Origin of the sequence: Kitasatospora sp. NPDC050463 (genome assembly GCF_040655255.1) — a bacterium.
Lineage (GTDB): Bacteria > Actinomycetota > Actinomycetes > Streptomycetales > Streptomycetaceae > Kitasatospora.
Window position 1 is genome coordinate 55427 of sequence record NZ_JBFAJO010000008.1, and the last position, 15222, is coordinate 70648.

Annotated in this window: 13 protein-coding genes; 3 read left to right on the top strand and 10 right to left on the bottom strand. The window is 74.8% G+C overall.

Translation table 11 applies throughout. The features are described from left to right. Nucleotides 1-19 precede the first annotated feature (19 nt). A complete protein-coding gene (locus AB0J08_RS07575) occupies nt 20-1363 on the bottom strand; it encodes a streptophobe family protein (RefSeq protein ID WP_360628449.1) in 1344 nt (447 codons plus the stop codon). A 394-nt stretch (nt 1364-1757) separates the two neighbouring features. Between AB0J08_RS07575 and AB0J08_RS07580 the strand changes: the two genes are divergently transcribed. Together AB0J08_RS07580 and AB0J08_RS07585 are read left to right on the top strand one after the other, a co-directional pair. Continuing rightward, nucleotides 1758-2972 (top strand): DUF6777 domain-containing protein, encoded by a 1215-nt coding sequence (locus tag AB0J08_RS07580; RefSeq protein ID WP_360628452.1) that lies wholly within the window; start codon nt 1758-1760, stop codon nt 2970-2972. A gap of 205 nt (nt 2973-3177) precedes the next feature. Further along, nucleotides 3178-4665: an MFS transporter gene (locus AB0J08_RS07585; protein ID WP_360628455.1), complete on the top strand. Its 1488-nt coding sequence runs from the start codon at nt 3178-3180 to the stop codon at nt 4663-4665. 137 nt (nt 4666-4802) lie between these two features. On the opposite strand, the gene AB0J08_RS07590 is transcribed toward AB0J08_RS07585, so the two are convergent. The 5 genes from AB0J08_RS07590 to AB0J08_RS07610 form a co-directional block, all read right to left on the bottom strand. After that, nucleotides 4803-5306: an SRPBCC domain-containing protein gene (locus tag AB0J08_RS07590; protein WP_360628458.1), complete on the bottom strand. Its 504-nt coding sequence runs from the start codon at nt 5304-5306 to the stop codon at nt 4803-4805. A gap of 176 nt (nt 5307-5482) precedes the next feature. Continuing rightward, nucleotides 5483-6175, bottom strand: a complete 693-nt coding sequence (locus AB0J08_RS07595; RefSeq protein ID WP_360628461.1) for an alpha/beta hydrolase — start codon at nt 6173-6175, stop codon at nt 5483-5485. A 101-nt stretch (nt 6176-6276) separates the two neighbouring features. Beyond that, on the bottom strand, nt 6277-6720 hold the full coding sequence (locus tag AB0J08_RS07600) for a type II 3-dehydroquinate dehydratase (RefSeq protein WP_360628464.1): 444 nt from the start codon (nt 6718-6720) through the stop codon (nt 6277-6279). Then, the gene (locus tag AB0J08_RS07605; RefSeq protein ID WP_360628466.1) at nt 6717-8174 is read right to left on the bottom strand and encodes a cation:proton antiporter; all 1458 of its coding nucleotides are present in this window, start codon (nt 8172-8174) and stop codon (nt 6717-6719) included. Before AB0J08_RS07605 ends, AB0J08_RS07600 begins: the two co-directional genes overlap by 4 nt. A 23-nt stretch (nt 8175-8197) precedes the next feature. Continuing rightward, nucleotides 8198-8974, bottom strand: a complete 777-nt coding sequence (locus AB0J08_RS07610) for an alpha/beta fold hydrolase (protein WP_360628469.1) — start codon at nt 8972-8974, stop codon at nt 8198-8200. A gap of 362 nt (nt 8975-9336) precedes the next feature. Between AB0J08_RS07610 and AB0J08_RS07615 the strand changes: the two genes are divergently transcribed. Next, nucleotides 9337-10992: a bifunctional 3-(3-hydroxy-phenyl)propionate/3-hydroxycinnamic acid hydroxylase gene (locus AB0J08_RS07615; RefSeq protein WP_360628472.1), complete on the top strand. Its 1656-nt coding sequence runs from the start codon at nt 9337-9339 to the stop codon at nt 10990-10992. A gap of 179 nt (nt 10993-11171) precedes the next feature. Here AB0J08_RS07615 and AB0J08_RS07620 read toward each other — a convergent pair whose 3' ends face one another. Genes AB0J08_RS07620 through rifK form a run of 4 tightly spaced genes read right to left on the bottom strand, consistent with a single transcriptional unit; the run spans nt 11172 to nt 15104 of the window. After that, the gene (locus AB0J08_RS07620; protein ID WP_360628475.1) at nt 11172-12125 is read right to left on the bottom strand and encodes an ROK family protein; all 954 of its coding nucleotides are present in this window, start codon (nt 12123-12125) and stop codon (nt 11172-11174) included. Between the two features lie 26 nt (nt 12126-12151). Then, nucleotides 12152-12847, bottom strand: coding sequence for an HAD-IA family hydrolase (locus AB0J08_RS07625; RefSeq protein ID WP_360628478.1), 696 nt, complete (start codon nt 12845-12847; stop codon nt 12152-12154). Next, nucleotides 12844-13947 carry a Gfo/Idh/MocA family oxidoreductase gene (locus tag AB0J08_RS07630; RefSeq protein ID WP_360628485.1) on the bottom strand — a complete coding sequence of 368 codons (1104 nt, stop codon included), beginning with the start codon at nt 13945-13947 and terminating at the stop codon, nt 12844-12846. Before AB0J08_RS07630 ends, AB0J08_RS07625 begins: the two co-directional genes overlap by 4 nt. Further along, complete coding sequence (gene rifK, locus AB0J08_RS07635) at nt 13944-15104, bottom strand: 3-amino-5-hydroxybenzoate synthase (protein ID WP_360628488.1); 1161 nt, start codon at nt 15102-15104, stop codon at nt 13944-13946. The genes AB0J08_RS07630 and rifK overlap by 4 nt, the downstream gene beginning before the upstream one ends. Nucleotides 15105-15222: the final 118 nt, after the last annotated feature.

Sequence of the window (15222 nt, forward strand, 5' to 3'; positions counted from 1 at the left end):
TCCGGGCCCCGGCGGTCGGTCAGCCGTCGTCCGCCGCGATCTCGCCGCGCCGGCCCCGACCGGCCGCCAGCAATGCGCCCAGCAGGCCCGCGACCACGCCCCAGCCCGCCGCCAGCGGCACCGCCGTCCAGAGTTGCGGGCTGAGCGCGAGCGACCCGCCGCCCAGGCCCGAGACCGGGTTGGTGTCGCCGAGGACGGAGCCCAGGAGATCGCCCAGGCCGCCCTCGCCGACGCCGACGCCGAGCACCGAGAGGCCGTAGGCGGCGGAGACCCGTGACCAGACGCCCACCAGCAGCATGGTCACGGCCGCCGCCGCGCCCAGCCGGACGGCGTGCTGCCAGAGCCGGACCCCGCGCGGCGAGCGGTACGCGGCGACGAAGCCCGCCGCCAGCAGCAGCAGGGCCGCGAGCGGCAGCAGCCACCAGACGCGGGCGTCCTGCTCCGCGAGGGTGCCGAGACTGATGGTGGCCTCCTGCCCGTCCGGCGCGCGCATCACGTCGGCCAGCGGCTGCGGGACCGGCAGGCCGAGCGCCCCGACCAGGTGGCCGTGCCACTCGGCGCCCAGCCCCAGCCCGAGGGCGAGCCAGACCAGGTTGGGCAGCGCCAGCAGCAGGACGGCCAGCGTCGCCTTGGCATTGCCGTGCACGACGGCGGTGAGCAGGCCCGCCACCAGTCCGATCACCACACAGACGAGCAGGACCAGCAGCATCGCGAACGCGGCGGGCCGGACGGCCTGCTGGAACGGCACCAGGCCGCGCGGCAGCGGCGCCCGCCGGGAGACCGCGAAGGTGATGGCCAGCACCACCAGCAGCCAGAGCAGCCCGAGGCCGACGGTGGTCGCCGCCTCCGCGTGGAAGCCGATCTCGGGCGTCAGCCCGAGGGCGCCACCGATCTGCTCGGCGAGGTCGTTGCCGAGCGGGACGACGAAGGTGTGCCGGGCGGCGAGCGTGACGAGCACGAGGGCCACCACCCAGACGGCGGCCGTCCGGGCCACCCGGCCGAGCAGTTCGGTGCCGCCGGCGACCGCCCGGAAGCGCAGCTGGCGCAGGAAGACCTCCGCCATGACCAGGGCGCCGACCAGTCCGACGCTCAGCGGCATCGCGGTGATCCCCGCGTCCACCTGGGCGAAGAAGCCCGCACCGCCGTCGAGCTGCACGGAGCCGCCGACCGCGAGCGCCAGCGCGCCGGCCAGGACAGCGGGGAACCCGCCGCCGGGAAGCCTGTCGGCACCGGCGGCCCAGAGGCCGAGCGCGGCCACCGCCGCCATCGCGGCGATCCCGGCGAGGACGACCCCGAGCGCGTCCAGCCAGCCGCGCAGAAAGCCGGGCGGGCCGGGCGCCGTGCTGGTGGGCTCCTGAGGCATGCGGGCTCCTCGTCGACTCGGGTACCCCCCTCGCGTCTGGGTCCAGCCTCACCCAGGACGGGTCGGTGCGCGCTGCGTACGCACGGCGACCAGGTGGCGGCGTGCTGTTGCGGCGGATGCCCGGCGGGGGCAGAAATGGAAGCCAGTGGCAGGAGCCTTCTGTGCCGGCCGTTTCGCCGGCCGCCCGCGAAACGGAGCCTCGATGAGTTCCCAACCCCCCTCCGGGCCGCCGTCCGGCCCCCCGTCCGGCCCGCTCTCCGGACCTCCGTCGAGCGGCCCCCCGGGTCCGCCGTCCGTTCCGCCGTCCGGGTCGGGGGGCTCCTCCGGCGGTGCGCCGGGCGGGCCGTCCGGCGGGCGTCCGACGCCGTGGTGGCGCTCCGGCAAGAAGCTGGCGGTGGTCGCGGGCACGGCGGTGCTGGCCGTGGTGGCGACGGTGGTGATCGTCAGCAGCAGCGGTGGCGGGGGCGGGCCGGGCAGCGACGCGATCCCGGCCGCCAACGAGGTGGCGCTGCAGTCGCCGAGCGATTCGGGGCCGGCCCCGTACACCCAGTCGGTGGAGACCACCGCGGTCTCCGCTCCCGAGCCGACCTCCACCCCCGCCAAGCCGACCGGCACCACCAAGAGCACCGCCCCGGCCTCGCCGACCGGCATCCACAACGTGCAGGGCTCGTCGGCCGGGCTCTACGCGGGGGCGATGTCCAAGCCGGCCTGCGACACGGAGAAGCTGATCTCCATGACGTCGGCCGGGGACACCGGCCGCGCCTGGGCCTCCGCCCAGGGGATCGAGCAGTCCGCCATTCCGAGCTACATGCGCGGGCTGACCTCGGCCTACCTGCGGGTGGACACCCGGGTGACCAACCACGGCTACAAGGGCGGGGTCTCGGTCGCCTACCAGTCGGTGCTCCAGGCCGGCACCTCCGTCCTGGTGGACGCGCAGGGCGTGCCGCGGGTGCGCTGCGGCTGCGGGAACCCGCTGAAGCCGCCGGCGCTGGTGTCCGACGCCAAGTACACCGGCAAGCCCTGGACGGGCTTCCAGCCGTCCGCGCTGGTCATCGTGGTGGCCGCGCCGAAGCCGGTGACCGAGTTCATCCTGGTGAACATCTCCACCGGCGGCTGGTTCGCCCGGGTGAGCGGGCAGATCAAGGTGGAGGACCGGCCGGTCCAGCCGCCGAGGGAGCTGGCGCCGGGCATCCCGCCGGCCGCGCCGATGCCCCCGGTCTCGCCGTCGGCGTCGGTGTCGGGCTCCACCTCGGCCAGCACCTCGGGTTCGGGCTCGGCCTCGACCTCGACCTCGGGCTCGACCGGTCCGTCGACCGGGTCGGCGTCGGCCTCCAGCTCCTCCGGTTCGCCGTCCGGGCCGTCGTCCTCGGCGAGCACCGCCTCGGCGTCGGCTTCGTCGTCGACCAGCTCGTCCTCGCCCCCGGTCTCGTCGGGCCCGCCCTCGGCGAGCGTGACCCCCTCCACGGCGACGACCACCGCGACCACGGCGACGGCGACGGGCACCACGACGGCGGCCTCCCGGTCGGCGGCCGCGTCGGTGACCTGCGCGACCGTCTCGCCCTCGACTCTCCCACCCTGCGTCACCCCGCCCGGCAGCACGTCCAGCTGACCCGACGACTCCCCCTGCGGCGGCGGGGCGCCTCGGCCCACCGAGGCGCCCCGCCGCCTTCCGGTCCCCGCCGACCAGAAGGGTTGGATAATCAAACGCACGACGCTAGGGTGAGTCGCGATGTCAAACCCACCGACCTGCCAGCACCCTGGAGCCCTCGTGACCAGCCCCCGCCCCACGGCGACCCGCACCCCGGAGACGCCCGATGCCGCGCACTGACCGCAGCGGGACCGTCCTGCTGGCCGCCTGCCTCGGCCTGTTCACCGTCTTCGTCCAGACCACCCAGACCATCGGCACCCTCGGCGCCGTCCGCACGGACCTCGGTCTCGACTCCGCCGACCTGGTCTGGGTCCCGAGCATGTACACCCTGGTGGTGGCCTCCGTCGTGCTCGGCGCCGGCGCCTTCGCCGACCGCTGGGGGCGGCGGCGGATCTTCCTGCTGGGCGCGCTCGCGATGGCCGCCGGCGGGGTGGTCCTGGTGTTCGCGGACAGCCTCGCCGGCGTGTTGGCCGGGCAGGCGGTCGCCGGTCTCGGCGGCGCGCTGATCACCCCCAGCTCGCTCGCCCTGGTCACCGGCGCCTTCCCCGACCCGCGCCGGCGGGCCGGTGCGATCTCCGCCTGGGCCGCCGCCTCCGGCCTCGGCCTCGCCCTCGGGCCGATCACGGCCGGACTGGCGCTGCGCTGGTCGACCTGGCACACCGCGTTCTGGCTCGGCCCGGTGATCGCCGCACTCGCCGTCGCCGCCGCCCTGTTCGGTGTCCCCGAGTCCCGCGCCGAGGGCGTCCGGCTGGACTGGCCCGGCCAGGTCCTCGCCACCGCCGGGCTCGCCCTGCTGATCTACTGGCTGATCGACGGCGGCCACCACAGCTACCTCGGCGGCGCCCCGCTGGCCGCCGCGGTCGGCGCCGCCGTCCTGCTCGCCGCCTTCGCCGCGGTCGAGTCGCGCCGCGCCCACCCGCTGCTCGACCTGCGGCTGATGCGCGACCCCTCGTACAGTGCCGCGCTGCTGCTGGCCGCCACCGTCCTGTTCGGCTTCGTCGGCCTCTCCCTCCTCCAGGTGCTCTGGCTGCAGCAGGTGCGCGGGCTGACCGCACTCCAGGTGGGCCTCCAACTCCTCGCGGAGTTCGGCATGTTCATCCTCGCCTCGGTGGCCGCCGGAGTACTCGGGCCGCGCTTCGGAGCGGCCCGGCCGATCGTCACCGGACTGCTGCTGGCAGCCGCGGGCGCCGCCCTGTTCGCCACCGTGGAGCCGGGCGACGGCTTCGGCGGCTACGCCCCGGCGCTGATGGTGTTCGGCTTCGGCTGCGGCCTGGCCAACGCGCCCTCGACCGCACTGGCGGTCGGCCACGTGCCACCCGGCAAGGAGGGCGCCGCGGCCGGCACGGTCAACGCGGCCCGCCAGGTGGGCGCGGTGCTCGGCACCAGCATCCTCGGCACGCTGATGACCAGCCACTTCGAGGAGCGCCTCGCCACCCTCGGCCGCCCCCGGCCGCAGGACGTGGCCCAGGCGTTCACCGACGCCGTCGGCCGCGCCGCCTCGGTGGGCGCGGCCGTCCTCCTCGCCGGCGCCGTGGCGGGCGGCCTCCTGCTCACCCTCGCCCGTCGGCGAAGGGCCACCGCAGTGGCGGCGGCACCCGCCCCCGCCCAGGGGGACATCGAGGCGGCCACCCGGCCCGTCGCCGGCCGTATCTGACTGCCGGTCAACAACCCTGCCGTGACGCGTCGTTGCTTTCTGTGGAGCAGCTCGCGGAAGCGCGCACCACGCCGGTCGCCCCCCGCGGCTTCGGGGCGGCGACCGGCTCTCGGGCACGCCTCGGGACCGACGAGGAGTCAGGCTCCGTCGGGGCGGATCTTCGACAGCCCCCGGTAGCGCTCCGGCTCGACGACGGCGGACAGGCCGTTGAGCAGCAGCCGGGTGCCGCCCCGGAGGTGGGCGGTGTCCTGGACGGCGTCCCCGCTCAGCACCAGGTACGCGTACTGCTCCGTCCAGTCGAGCCGGGACCCGGCGCCCTGGGCGTCGAGTTCGACCGTCACCAGGGAGACCCAGCGGCGCAGGCCGTCCACATGGGCCTCGTAGACGTAGACGATGCGCCGGTCGGGCACGATGTCGTGGAACCGGGACCGGTACTCCAGCCGCTCCTCGATGTCCCCGGAGACGAACAGGTTGGCCGCCACCTCGCTGCCGCCGACCCGGAAGTCCAGCGCGTGAGTGGCATTCTTCGAGGAGCCGGGGAGGCGGAACCAGCGGGTGCGCAGACCGGGGTCGGCGAACGCCGCGAAGACCTGCTCCGGCGGCGCCGAGAAACCGACCTGCAAGGCGAACGAGCCGTGCACGACCTGCGGTTCCCCGTCGGTCGGGGAAGTGCCCCCACTTGCGTGATCAAGGCGGCCAGAGCTCACTCGGCGACACTACCACGCAGGCCGATCACCACTCGGCCGGTCGGACGGCGGCCTCGTCGCGCCGCCGTCCGACCGATCTGAACGGCCGTCAACTTCTGTTTCCCACCGGATCAGATCCAGCCGTCGAGGGACGTCAGGAAGCCGTCCAGGTCGTCCCGGTGGATGCAGTGGCCGGTGTCCGGCACGTACCGCACCTCGAAGCCGCTCGCCCGCAGGCTCGCGGCCAGCTCGTCCGGGACGAGGTGGTGGTCGCCGGCACCCTGGACCAGCGACGGCACGATCGGCCGGGCGGGGACGTAGTCGTGCGTGCTCTCCAGCCAGTCGACGGCCCGGACGTCCCACCGCGCGTACCCGGCGAGCTCGGCGTCGAGGTCCTCGGGCGCCCAGCGGGGGAACATCGGGCGGATCGCGTCGGCGGTCGCCACCTTGGTGAACTGCGCGAACTCCCGGATCTCGGCCACCGACTTCTCGGTGAACCGCCAGGCGGGGTCGCTGTAGACCACCTTGGCCGGGCGCAGCCCCTCCACCGCCAGTGAGAGCACCGACGCACCGAACGAGTGGCCGATCACGAGGTCGGCGCCGGCCGGCAGCGACTCGACCAGGTCGGCGGCGAGCAGCTCCGGCGTGTACTCCTCGGCGTGCGGGCTGTCGCCGTGGCCGCGCAGGTCGGGCATGATCACCCGGTAGCCGCGGTCGGCGAGCCGGGGCGCCACCCGGCTCCAGGTGTCCGCCGACGAGATGATGCTGTGGACGAGCAACGCGACCTTGTCGCCGTCGCCGACTTCGTGGAGCTTGAGCCTCATGGGCCGGGTCTTCCTCTCAACGCACGGTCCGGGCGGGCCGGATGGGTGGGACAACCGAACGGGCCGGGCAGGCCGGACGGACGGCCGGACGGCACGCCCCGTCAGCGGTCGGCGGCGGTCAGGTGCATCAGGGCCTGGGCCGCCAGCCGGTAGCCGAAGGCGCCGAGGCCGACCACCACGCCGCCGGCCAGCGGGGCGATCACCGACTCGTGCCGGAACTGCTCGCGCGCCCACACATTGCTCAGGTGCACCTCGACCCAGGGCCGCGGATAGCTGGCCAGCGCGTCACGCAGGCTCCACCCGGCGATCATCAGGGCACCTGGGTTGACGACGGCGCCGACGCTGCTGAGGCGGTGCTCGTGGATGGCGCGCACGAGGTCGCCCTCCGAGTCGTGCTGGATGGAGCGGACCTCCCAGCCCCGGCCGCTCACCTCCTCGGCGACGGCCTTCTCGATGTCGGCCAGCGTGTCGGTGCCGTAGATCTCCGGCTCCCGCTGGCCGAGGATGCCGAGGTTGGGGCCGTTCAGGAGAAGCATCGTGCTCATGAGTCACCTCGCTGGTCGGAGACGCGGACCGCACCGGGTGCCCGGCCGGGGATCTGCGCCGGGTCGGGGGTCTGTGCCGGATCGGGGGTCGGTACCGGTTCCGGAGTCTGTGCCGGATCGGGGGTCCGGGCCGCGCCCGGGGTCCGCGCCGGGCCGGCGTGCTGGTCGCCCAGGACGAGTCCGGCCTCGGCGACCTCCTCGGCACGGGACATCGCGTACCGGAGGATGGGCGGCGCCATCAGGGAGGTCACGATCGCGACGAGGACGATGATGGTGTACGTCTCGGTGTTCAGGACGCCGAGCCGCAGGCCGGTCATCGCCACGATCACCTCGACGACGCCGCGGGAGTTCATGCCGGCACCGAGCGCCAGCGCCTCCCAGCGGTTGAGCCGGCTGAGCCTGGCTCCGAGGAAGGCCCCCGCGAACTTGCCGAAGACCGCCACCGCGAGCACCGCCACCGCGGCGCCCAGGACGACCGGGCGGCCCAGGGCGGTGAGGTCCATCCGCAGGCCGGCGGTGGCGAAGAAGAGCGGGGCCAGGAAGGCCAGCACCGTGGTCCGCAGCGGGGCCAGCTTCTCCGTGTCCAACTGGCCGCTGGTGCCGATCAGGACACCGCAGACGAAGGCGCCGAAGATCGCCTCCAGGTGCATCGCCTGCGTCGCCGCCGCGCTGAACAGCACCATCACCACGGCGGTGGCGATCGTGGGCGCCGGGCTCTCCGACCGCGCGGCCGCCCGCAGCGCCGCGCCGACCAGCGGACGGCCGATCAGGAAGGCGAAGACCACCACGCCGACCGGGTACAGGATCGCGGTGGTGACGACGCCGGCGGTCAGCCCCGCGGTGGCCATCGCCGAGACGACGGACAGCAGGAACCAGCCCACCACGTCGTCGACCACGCCCGCGGCCAGGATGAGCTGGCCGATGTCCCGGTGCAGGAGCTTCATGTCCAGCAGGGTCTTGGCGATCACCGGGATCGCGGTGACGCACATCGCCACCCCGAGGAAGAGCGCGAAGACCGCCGGGTCCGCGCCGCTCGGCAGGAACGAGCGCGGCAGCAGGTAACCGGTGCCGATCCCGAGGCCCAGGGGCAGCAGCAGACCGGCGATGCTGACCCGGGCCGCGGTGAGACCGCGCCGCCGCACCAGAGCGAACTTCAGCTCCGCGCCGGTGACGCCGACCAGCAGCAGCACACCGAGCTGCCCGGCCGCGTCCAGCAGGTGCATCTGGTCGGCCTTCTGCGGCAGCAGCCAGCCGGAGAAGCCGGGCAGCAGCGGTTCCAGGATCGAGGGCCCGAGGATCACCCCCGCGCACAGCTCGCCCGCGACCGCGGGCAGGTTGAAGCGCTGCGCCAGCCGTCCGAGGACGAGCGCCAGCAGCAGCAGGGCGGCGATCTGGAGGAGGAACACCAGGAGCGAGTGCTGGCCGATCGTCGGCACGGGTGCGGCGATGAGCATGTCGACCTATTCCGGGAGATGGTTCAACGGTTGGTGGGGACGCCCTGCCCGGACAGCCTCCGGGCCACCAGGTCGATCACCTGGGCGCTCCGGTCGGCGAGGAAGAAGTGGCCGCCCGGGAGGACCTCCAGCTCGGTCGCCCCGGTGGTGTGCTCCTCCCAGGCACGAGCCTCGTCGATCGACACCCGGGGGTCGGCGTCGCCGGTGAGGACCGTCACCGGGCAGTCCAGCCCCTGCTCGGGGTCGTGCCGGTAGCGCTCGACGGCGGTGTAGTCGCTGCGGATCGCCGGCAGGATCATCGCCAGGACCTCCGGATCGGCCAGCATGACCTGGCTGGTGCCGCTCAGCGCCTTGAGCTCGGCCACGACCTCCGCGTCCGACCCGGTGTGCACCTGCTCGTCGCGGTAGCGGGACGGCGCGCGCCGGCCGGAGGCGAACAGCCGTACCGGGGCGGGCAGTCCGGCCCGGCGCATGCGCAGCGCCACCTCGTAGGCGAGCACCGCGCCCATGCTGTGGCCGAACAGGGCCAGCGGCTTGTCGTCCAGGTGCCGCAGCGCCGCGAAGATCTGGTCCGCGAAGTCGGGGATGTTGTCGATGCCCGGCTCCTGGTGCCGGGTCTGGCGGCCCGGGTACTGGACGGCCAGCACCTCGATCCCCTTCGGGGCGAGCGCCCGCGACACCGGGAAGAAGAAGCTCGCCGACCCGCCGGCGTAGGGCAGACAGACGAGCCGCACGGCGCTGTTCGGCACCGGGTGGAAGACACTGACCCACTTCTCGTAATGGGCCGTCGCTTGAGCCATGCCGAAAGTTCCCTTCGGGCAACGGTCCGTGGCACGTTCCCCAGCACAGGCCGATCGGCGATGGTGGCGGACTCCGCACGGGTCCTCGGATTGTTCGGGACCTCGGCAGACTAGGCCGGTCCGGGCCCCTCGTGGTATCCCCCGATCTGATAGCGCGGGGCGGACGTTGACGCTTTCGGCGGGTCACGATAGTAGTCTTGCGGTGTTCCTGCCAGGGCTGTCGCGCCCCGTTGCCGCGCACAGCCGCCGCGGCGTCCGAGCAGAGCACCTCCCCCGCTTCTCCGCCGTGGTCCCACCGCCGTGCCCATCCGCCGTGCACCGGTCCGCACCGGTCCGCCGCCTCCCTGCGATGAGGGGTCCCTATGCCCAAGGTGTCACCGCACGAGCCCTCGACCGGCCCGACGGACACGGACGTGGTCGTCGTCGGCAACGGACCGATCGGGGCCGCGCTGTCGGTCCTGCTCGCCCAGCGCGGCCGGCGGGTGACCGTGCTGGAACGCCGGCGTCGCCCGTACACGCTGCCCCGGGCGACCAGCTTCGACGGGGAGACCGCCCGACTGCTCGCCGCCTGCGGGATCGGCCCGGACCTGGGGCGGATCACCGAACCGGCCTCCGGCTACCAGTGGCGGACGGCGAGCGGCGAGACCCTGCTGGACATCGAGTTCGGGTCGCGGGGCCCCTACGGGTGGCCGGACGCCAACACCATGCACCAGCCCGCCCTGGAGGAGCTGCTCGCCGCCCGGGCCGAGCGGCTGCCCGGGGTCACCGTGCTGCGCGGCCGGCAGGTCGTGGGCATCGCCGACCACGGCGACCGGGTCGTGGTGACGGCCGAGGACGAGGACGGCGCGGTGCAGACGGTCTCGGCCCGCTGGGTGGTGGGCTGCGACGGCGCCAACAGCTTCGTCCGGGACCACCTCGACGTCCCCGTGACCGACCTCGGGTTCTCCTACGAGTGGCTGCTGTGCGACGTCCGGCTGCGGGACCCGCGGGACTTCGTGCCGACCAACGTGCAGATCTGCGACCCGGCCAGGCCCACCACCCTGGTCGGCAGCGGCCCCGGGCACCGGCGCTGGGAGTTCATGCGGCTGCCCGGCGAGCGGGCCGCCGAGCTGAACCGCGAGGAGACGGCGTGGCGGCTGCTGGCCCCGTTCGGGGTCACGCCCGACACCGCCACCCTGCTGCGCAGCACCACGTACATGTTCCAGGCCAGGTGGGCCGAGCAGTGGCGGGTGGGGCGCGTGCTGCTGGCCGGTGACGCGGCCCACCTGATGCCGCCGTTCGCCGGGCAGGGCATGTGCTCGGGCATCCGGGACGTGGTCAACCTGTCGTGGAAGCTGGACCTCGTCATGCGCGGCCTCGCCGAGGAGACGGTGCTGGACACCTACACCGAGGAGCGCCGGGCGCAGGTCAAGGACTCGATCCTGGCCTCGGTCCAGCTGGGCCGGGTGATCTGTGTGACCGACCCGGCGGCCGCCGCCGAGCGGGACGCCACGGTGCTGGCCAACCGGCGCGGCCGGGGGCCGACCCGGCCCGAGCCGGCCAAACCCCTCACCGAGGGCCTGCTGTACCGCGGGGACGCGGACGAGCCGGCCCGGCCGGCCGGCGAGGTCGTGCCGCAGGGGGCGGTGGACGGCCCCGGCGGCAGCGGCCCGTTCGACGAGGTCGTCGGGCGCGGTTTCGTGCTGCTGCTCGCGGCCGGGGCGGACGCCGGGCTCGGTGCCGAGCGGCTGTCCTTCCTGGCCGGCTTGGAGGCGTTCGTGGTGCGGCTGCTGCCGGGCGGCCAGGGCAGCGCCGGGAGCGGCGCGGCGCACGCCCCCGGGGTGGTCGAGGTGGTGGACGCGGACGGCGTCTACGGGGCGTATCTGGCGCGGTACGGGGCGAGCGCGCTGCTGGTGCGCCCGGACTACCACGTGTTCGGCGCGGCCGAGGGTCCGGAGGGTGCGGCGGCGCTGGTGGACGACCTGCGGGACCGGCTGACGGCCGCCGTGCCGGCGGGTGCGGCGGGCCACCGGAGGTGACGTGACGGCGGCCCGTCCGGACCGAAGGGTCGGGACGGGCCGTGCGGTCCGAACGGGCCGTGCGGTCGGGACGGACCGTGCGGTCGGGACGGACCGAAGGGTCCGAACGGGCCGTGCGGTACCGCGTCGCTTCGGCGCCGCCGGACGGGTCGTCACCGCACGCCGCGGCCGGGGCGGCCCTACTGCCGGCGGGCCAGCAGGACGGCGCCGCGCAGCGAGGAGAGGCCGCCCAGCCGGGCCGGGGCGACCGGCAGCCGGGACAGGCCGGGCCGGGCGAGCGCCGCGAGGTGCTCGGCCACCCGGTCGACGAGTTCGGGGATACCGGCCGCGAAGCCGCCGCCGAGCACGGCGAGCCGGGGGTGGAGCAGCTCCGCGACGCCCACGGCGGCGGCGGCCAGGGCGTGGCCGGTCCGGTCGAGCGCCGTGACGGCCCACGCCCGCCCCTCGCGCAGCCCCGTCCGCAGGTCGTCGAAGTCGACGGGCGCGCCGCGCAGGCGCGCGGCGCGCGCGAGGGTGGCCGGTCCGGAGGCGGTCGCCTGGAGGCACCCCCGGCGGCCACAGACACAGGTGGGACCGTCCAGTTCGACGACCAGGTGGCCGAGTTCGAAGGAGCCGCGGTCCGGGCCCGGGCAGAGCCGGCCGCCGAGGACGAGGCCGCCGCCGATGCCGGTGCCGGCGCCCAGGTAGAGCAGGTCCTCGCAGCCCGCCGCCTCGGCCTCGGCGAGGGCCGCCAGGTCGCCGTCGTCCGCCCAGGCGACGGCCGCCCCGGGGAAGAGCGCGCGCAGGGCCGGGCCCAGTGGCAGACCGGTCCACTCCGGCCGGCTCGGCCAGGCGGTGACCCGCTCGTCCGGGCCGACGGTGGCGGGCATCGCGACGCCGACGGCCCGGAACGGCTCGCCCGTCCGGGCCGTCAGCGTGCCCGCGCACGCGGCGAGTCGGGCCAGGTCGTGCTCGGCGCCGCGGCCCGGGCCCCAGGCGAAGGAGGTCTCCTCGGCCGGGCCCGTCGCCGACTCCGCCCGGAGGGCGACCTTGGTGCCGCCGACGTCGATGCCGAGGTAGCGGGGCCCGCCGTCGGCGCCTCCCTCGGCGGCCGCCTCGGTGCCGCGCCCCGGTGCGCTGTCGCGGGTCCGCATCGTGTGCCGCCTCCGGTGCGGTCGGGTCAGCGCCCGGTGAGGGCCGGGCAGAGGGCGAGGAGCTCGGCCGGGTGGCGCAGCACCGCGTCGGGGCCGGCCGCGAGCAGCTCCGCCTCGTCCGGGCCGGCCCAGAGGGCGGCCGCGGAGGCGACGCCGGCGCCGCGGGCGCTGGCCAGGTCGGTCGGCGCGTCACCGATCATGATGGCCTGCTCGGCGGGCACGTCCAGCAGTTCCAGCGCGCGCAGCACGATGTCGGGGGCGGGCTTGGGCCGGGCCACCTCGTCGGAGCCGATCACGTGGGCGAAGTACGGGAGCAGGCCGAGGCCGTCGAGCAGGGAGCGGGCCCGGTCGCCGGCCTTGCCGGTGGCGATCGCCATCCGCAGCCCCCGGTCGCGGAGCTCCTGGAGCAGTTCGACGACGCCGTCGAAGACCTGCACCTGGTGCGCGAGCCGGTAGCTCTCGCGGACGAAGGGCGCCTCCATCTCCAGCGGCAGGCCCATGATCCGCATGATGTCGGGGAAGTAGCGGCCCTGGTGACGCTGGTACTCCTCGAACGGCGCCGGGCCGTCCCCGACGACCTCGGCGTAGGCGATGGCGAAGGCCTGGCCCATCACCGCGAAGCTGTCGACGATGACCCCGTCCAGGTCGAAGACGACCGCCTGCCGGGGGTGTGCTGTTCTGTCCGTGGTCGTGGCGGACCCGGGTACCGATGTGGCGGTCAAGAGGTCCTCACCTCCTCGTGGGCGGCTGCGGGCCGGGCGGATCGCGCCCGGCCGGCAACGCGGGCCGACTCGTAGAAACTCTCGATGAGCTGGACCGTGCCACGCGCCTGCGCGATGGCCCGGCCGCGGTTGGCGGGGTCGGCCAGGAGTGCCCCGAGGCCGTCGAGTTGGCGCCGGTACTCGGCCCCGATCGGCTCGGCGGGCACCGGGATCCGACGGGTGGTGCCCTCCTGCGTCAGGGTCAGGACCGGCTCGGGCTGCCGGTTGGGGCTGAAGCCGAACGTGCAGCTCAGCTCCGCATTGCCGCCGCTGCCCTCGACCATGATCCGCGACACGTCCAGGGCCTCGTGCGAGGCCCAACTGGCCCGCAGCGAAACGGAGATGCCGTCCTCGCGGACCAGGAAGCCGCGGGCGGTGTCCTCGACGTCGCCCGCGAGCGCGTCGGCGGGCCGGTCCTGTCGCCAGGCGGCGGACCACGCACCGACGTTCACGAAGTCGTCGGAGGTCGCGCCGACCACCTGGGCGAACTCCGCCGGGCCGATCAGCGAGGCCAGGGCGTCCAGCAGGTGCCAGCCGAGGTCGACCAGCACGCCGCCACCGGACTTGCTGCGCTGGGTGAACCAGCCGCCGGCCTTCGGCACACCGCGCGAGCGCACCCAGGCCAGGTCGACATGGCGCACCCGCCCCAGGTCGGGGACGAGCCGGGCCAGTTCCCGGACGTCGGCGCGGTGGCGGGCGGCGCTGCCGGCCAGCAGCATGCCGCCGCCGCGCTCGGCCCGCGCCAGGGTGTCGGCCTCGGCGGTGGTCAGGCAGACCGGCTTCTCCAGGAAGACGGAGAGGCCGCGCCGGAGCAGGGCCGCGGCCACCTCGGCGTGCAGGTGGTTGGGCACCGCGACGACGGCGACGTCGACGTCGCGGGCGTCGAGGGCGTCCACCGCCGCGTGGGCGGGGATGCCCGTCGCCCCGCCGACCGCCGCCCGCAACGCCGGGTCGGGGTCGACGACGGCGACCACGTCGAAGTCCTCGTGCGTTCCGAGCCGCGGGAGCCAGAGCTCCCGGCCCGCCCAGCCGAGCCCGACGACGGCGGCGCGAAGCCTCACAGGGCTGCCACTGCGTCGGCGATGATCGCGGCCGTGGCGTGCAGGGCGTCCTCGGAGGCGAGCAGGACCCGGTGGTGCAGCCAGACGCAGTCCCGGCTGATGGCCTCGGTGTTGGGGCAGCGCTCGGCGACCGCCTCCGGGGTCTCGTCGGGGGCGGCGGTCTCCCAGAACGCGTCGGTGCGGTAGATCGCGCGGAACGCGGCGAAGGCCGGCAGGCCGGCCTCGACCAGGCGGTCCACGAGCTCGTTACGGCCCTCCTCGGTGATGCCGGGGATGCGGAACATCGCCATGTAGTGCGAGTTGCGGTCGGCCCGCGGGTCGCTGCCCTGGGGGACGACGCCGTCGATCGCGCCGAGCAGGCCGGACAGCAGGTTCCAGCGCTGCTCGCGCAGTTCCGTCTGGGCGTCGAGGCGGCGGAGCTGGGCACGGAGCACGGACGCCGAGAACTCGTTGAGCCGCATGTTGGTGCCGGCGATCTGGTGCAGGTACCGGCGGTCGGTGCGCGGCCGGCCGCAGCTGTGGCGCAGGAACGCGGCCTCGTACAGCTCCGACTCGGGGAACAGCAGGGCGCCGCCCTCGCCGGCGGTCATCAGCTTGCCGTTCTGGAAGCTGAAGGCGGCCACCGAGCCGAGTTCGCCGACCCGCTTGCCCTGCCAGCGTGCGCCGTGCGCGTGCGCGGCGTCCTGGAGCAGCGGCACGCCGGTGTCCTCGGAGAGCTTTCCCAGGGCGTCCATGTCGGCGATCAGCCCGGCCATGTGCACGGGCATGATCACCCGGGTGCGCGGGGTGACGGCGGCGGCCGTCGCCGCCACGTCGATGTTGTACGTGTCGGGGTCGACGTCGACGGGGACGGCGACCGCGCCGAGCCGCTGGGCGGCCTGCGAGGAGGAGATGAAGGTGAAGGCCGGCACGATGACCTCGGTGCCCGGACCGGCGCCCAGACACTGCAGCGCCAGCTCCAGGGCGTGCGTGCCGTTGGTGACCGCGAGGGCGTGCGGCGCGCCGTGGTACCCGGCGAACTCGCGCTCGAAGGAGTTCACCTCGTCCCCGCCCATGCGCCACCACTGGCCCTGCTCCAGAGCGCGTATCAGGCCGCTCCGCTCGTCGTCGTCGTACTGCGGCCAGGAGGGGAATTCCGGTGCCGGTCGCGCGTTCATGTCTCTCCAAATCTCCGCTACGAACTGGTACCCGCTGGTGGACTTCTGGCGGGATTGAGCGGCGGGGCGCGTGGCCGACGGAACAGCGGAACAATGGCCCCTGGGATTTCACGCAAGG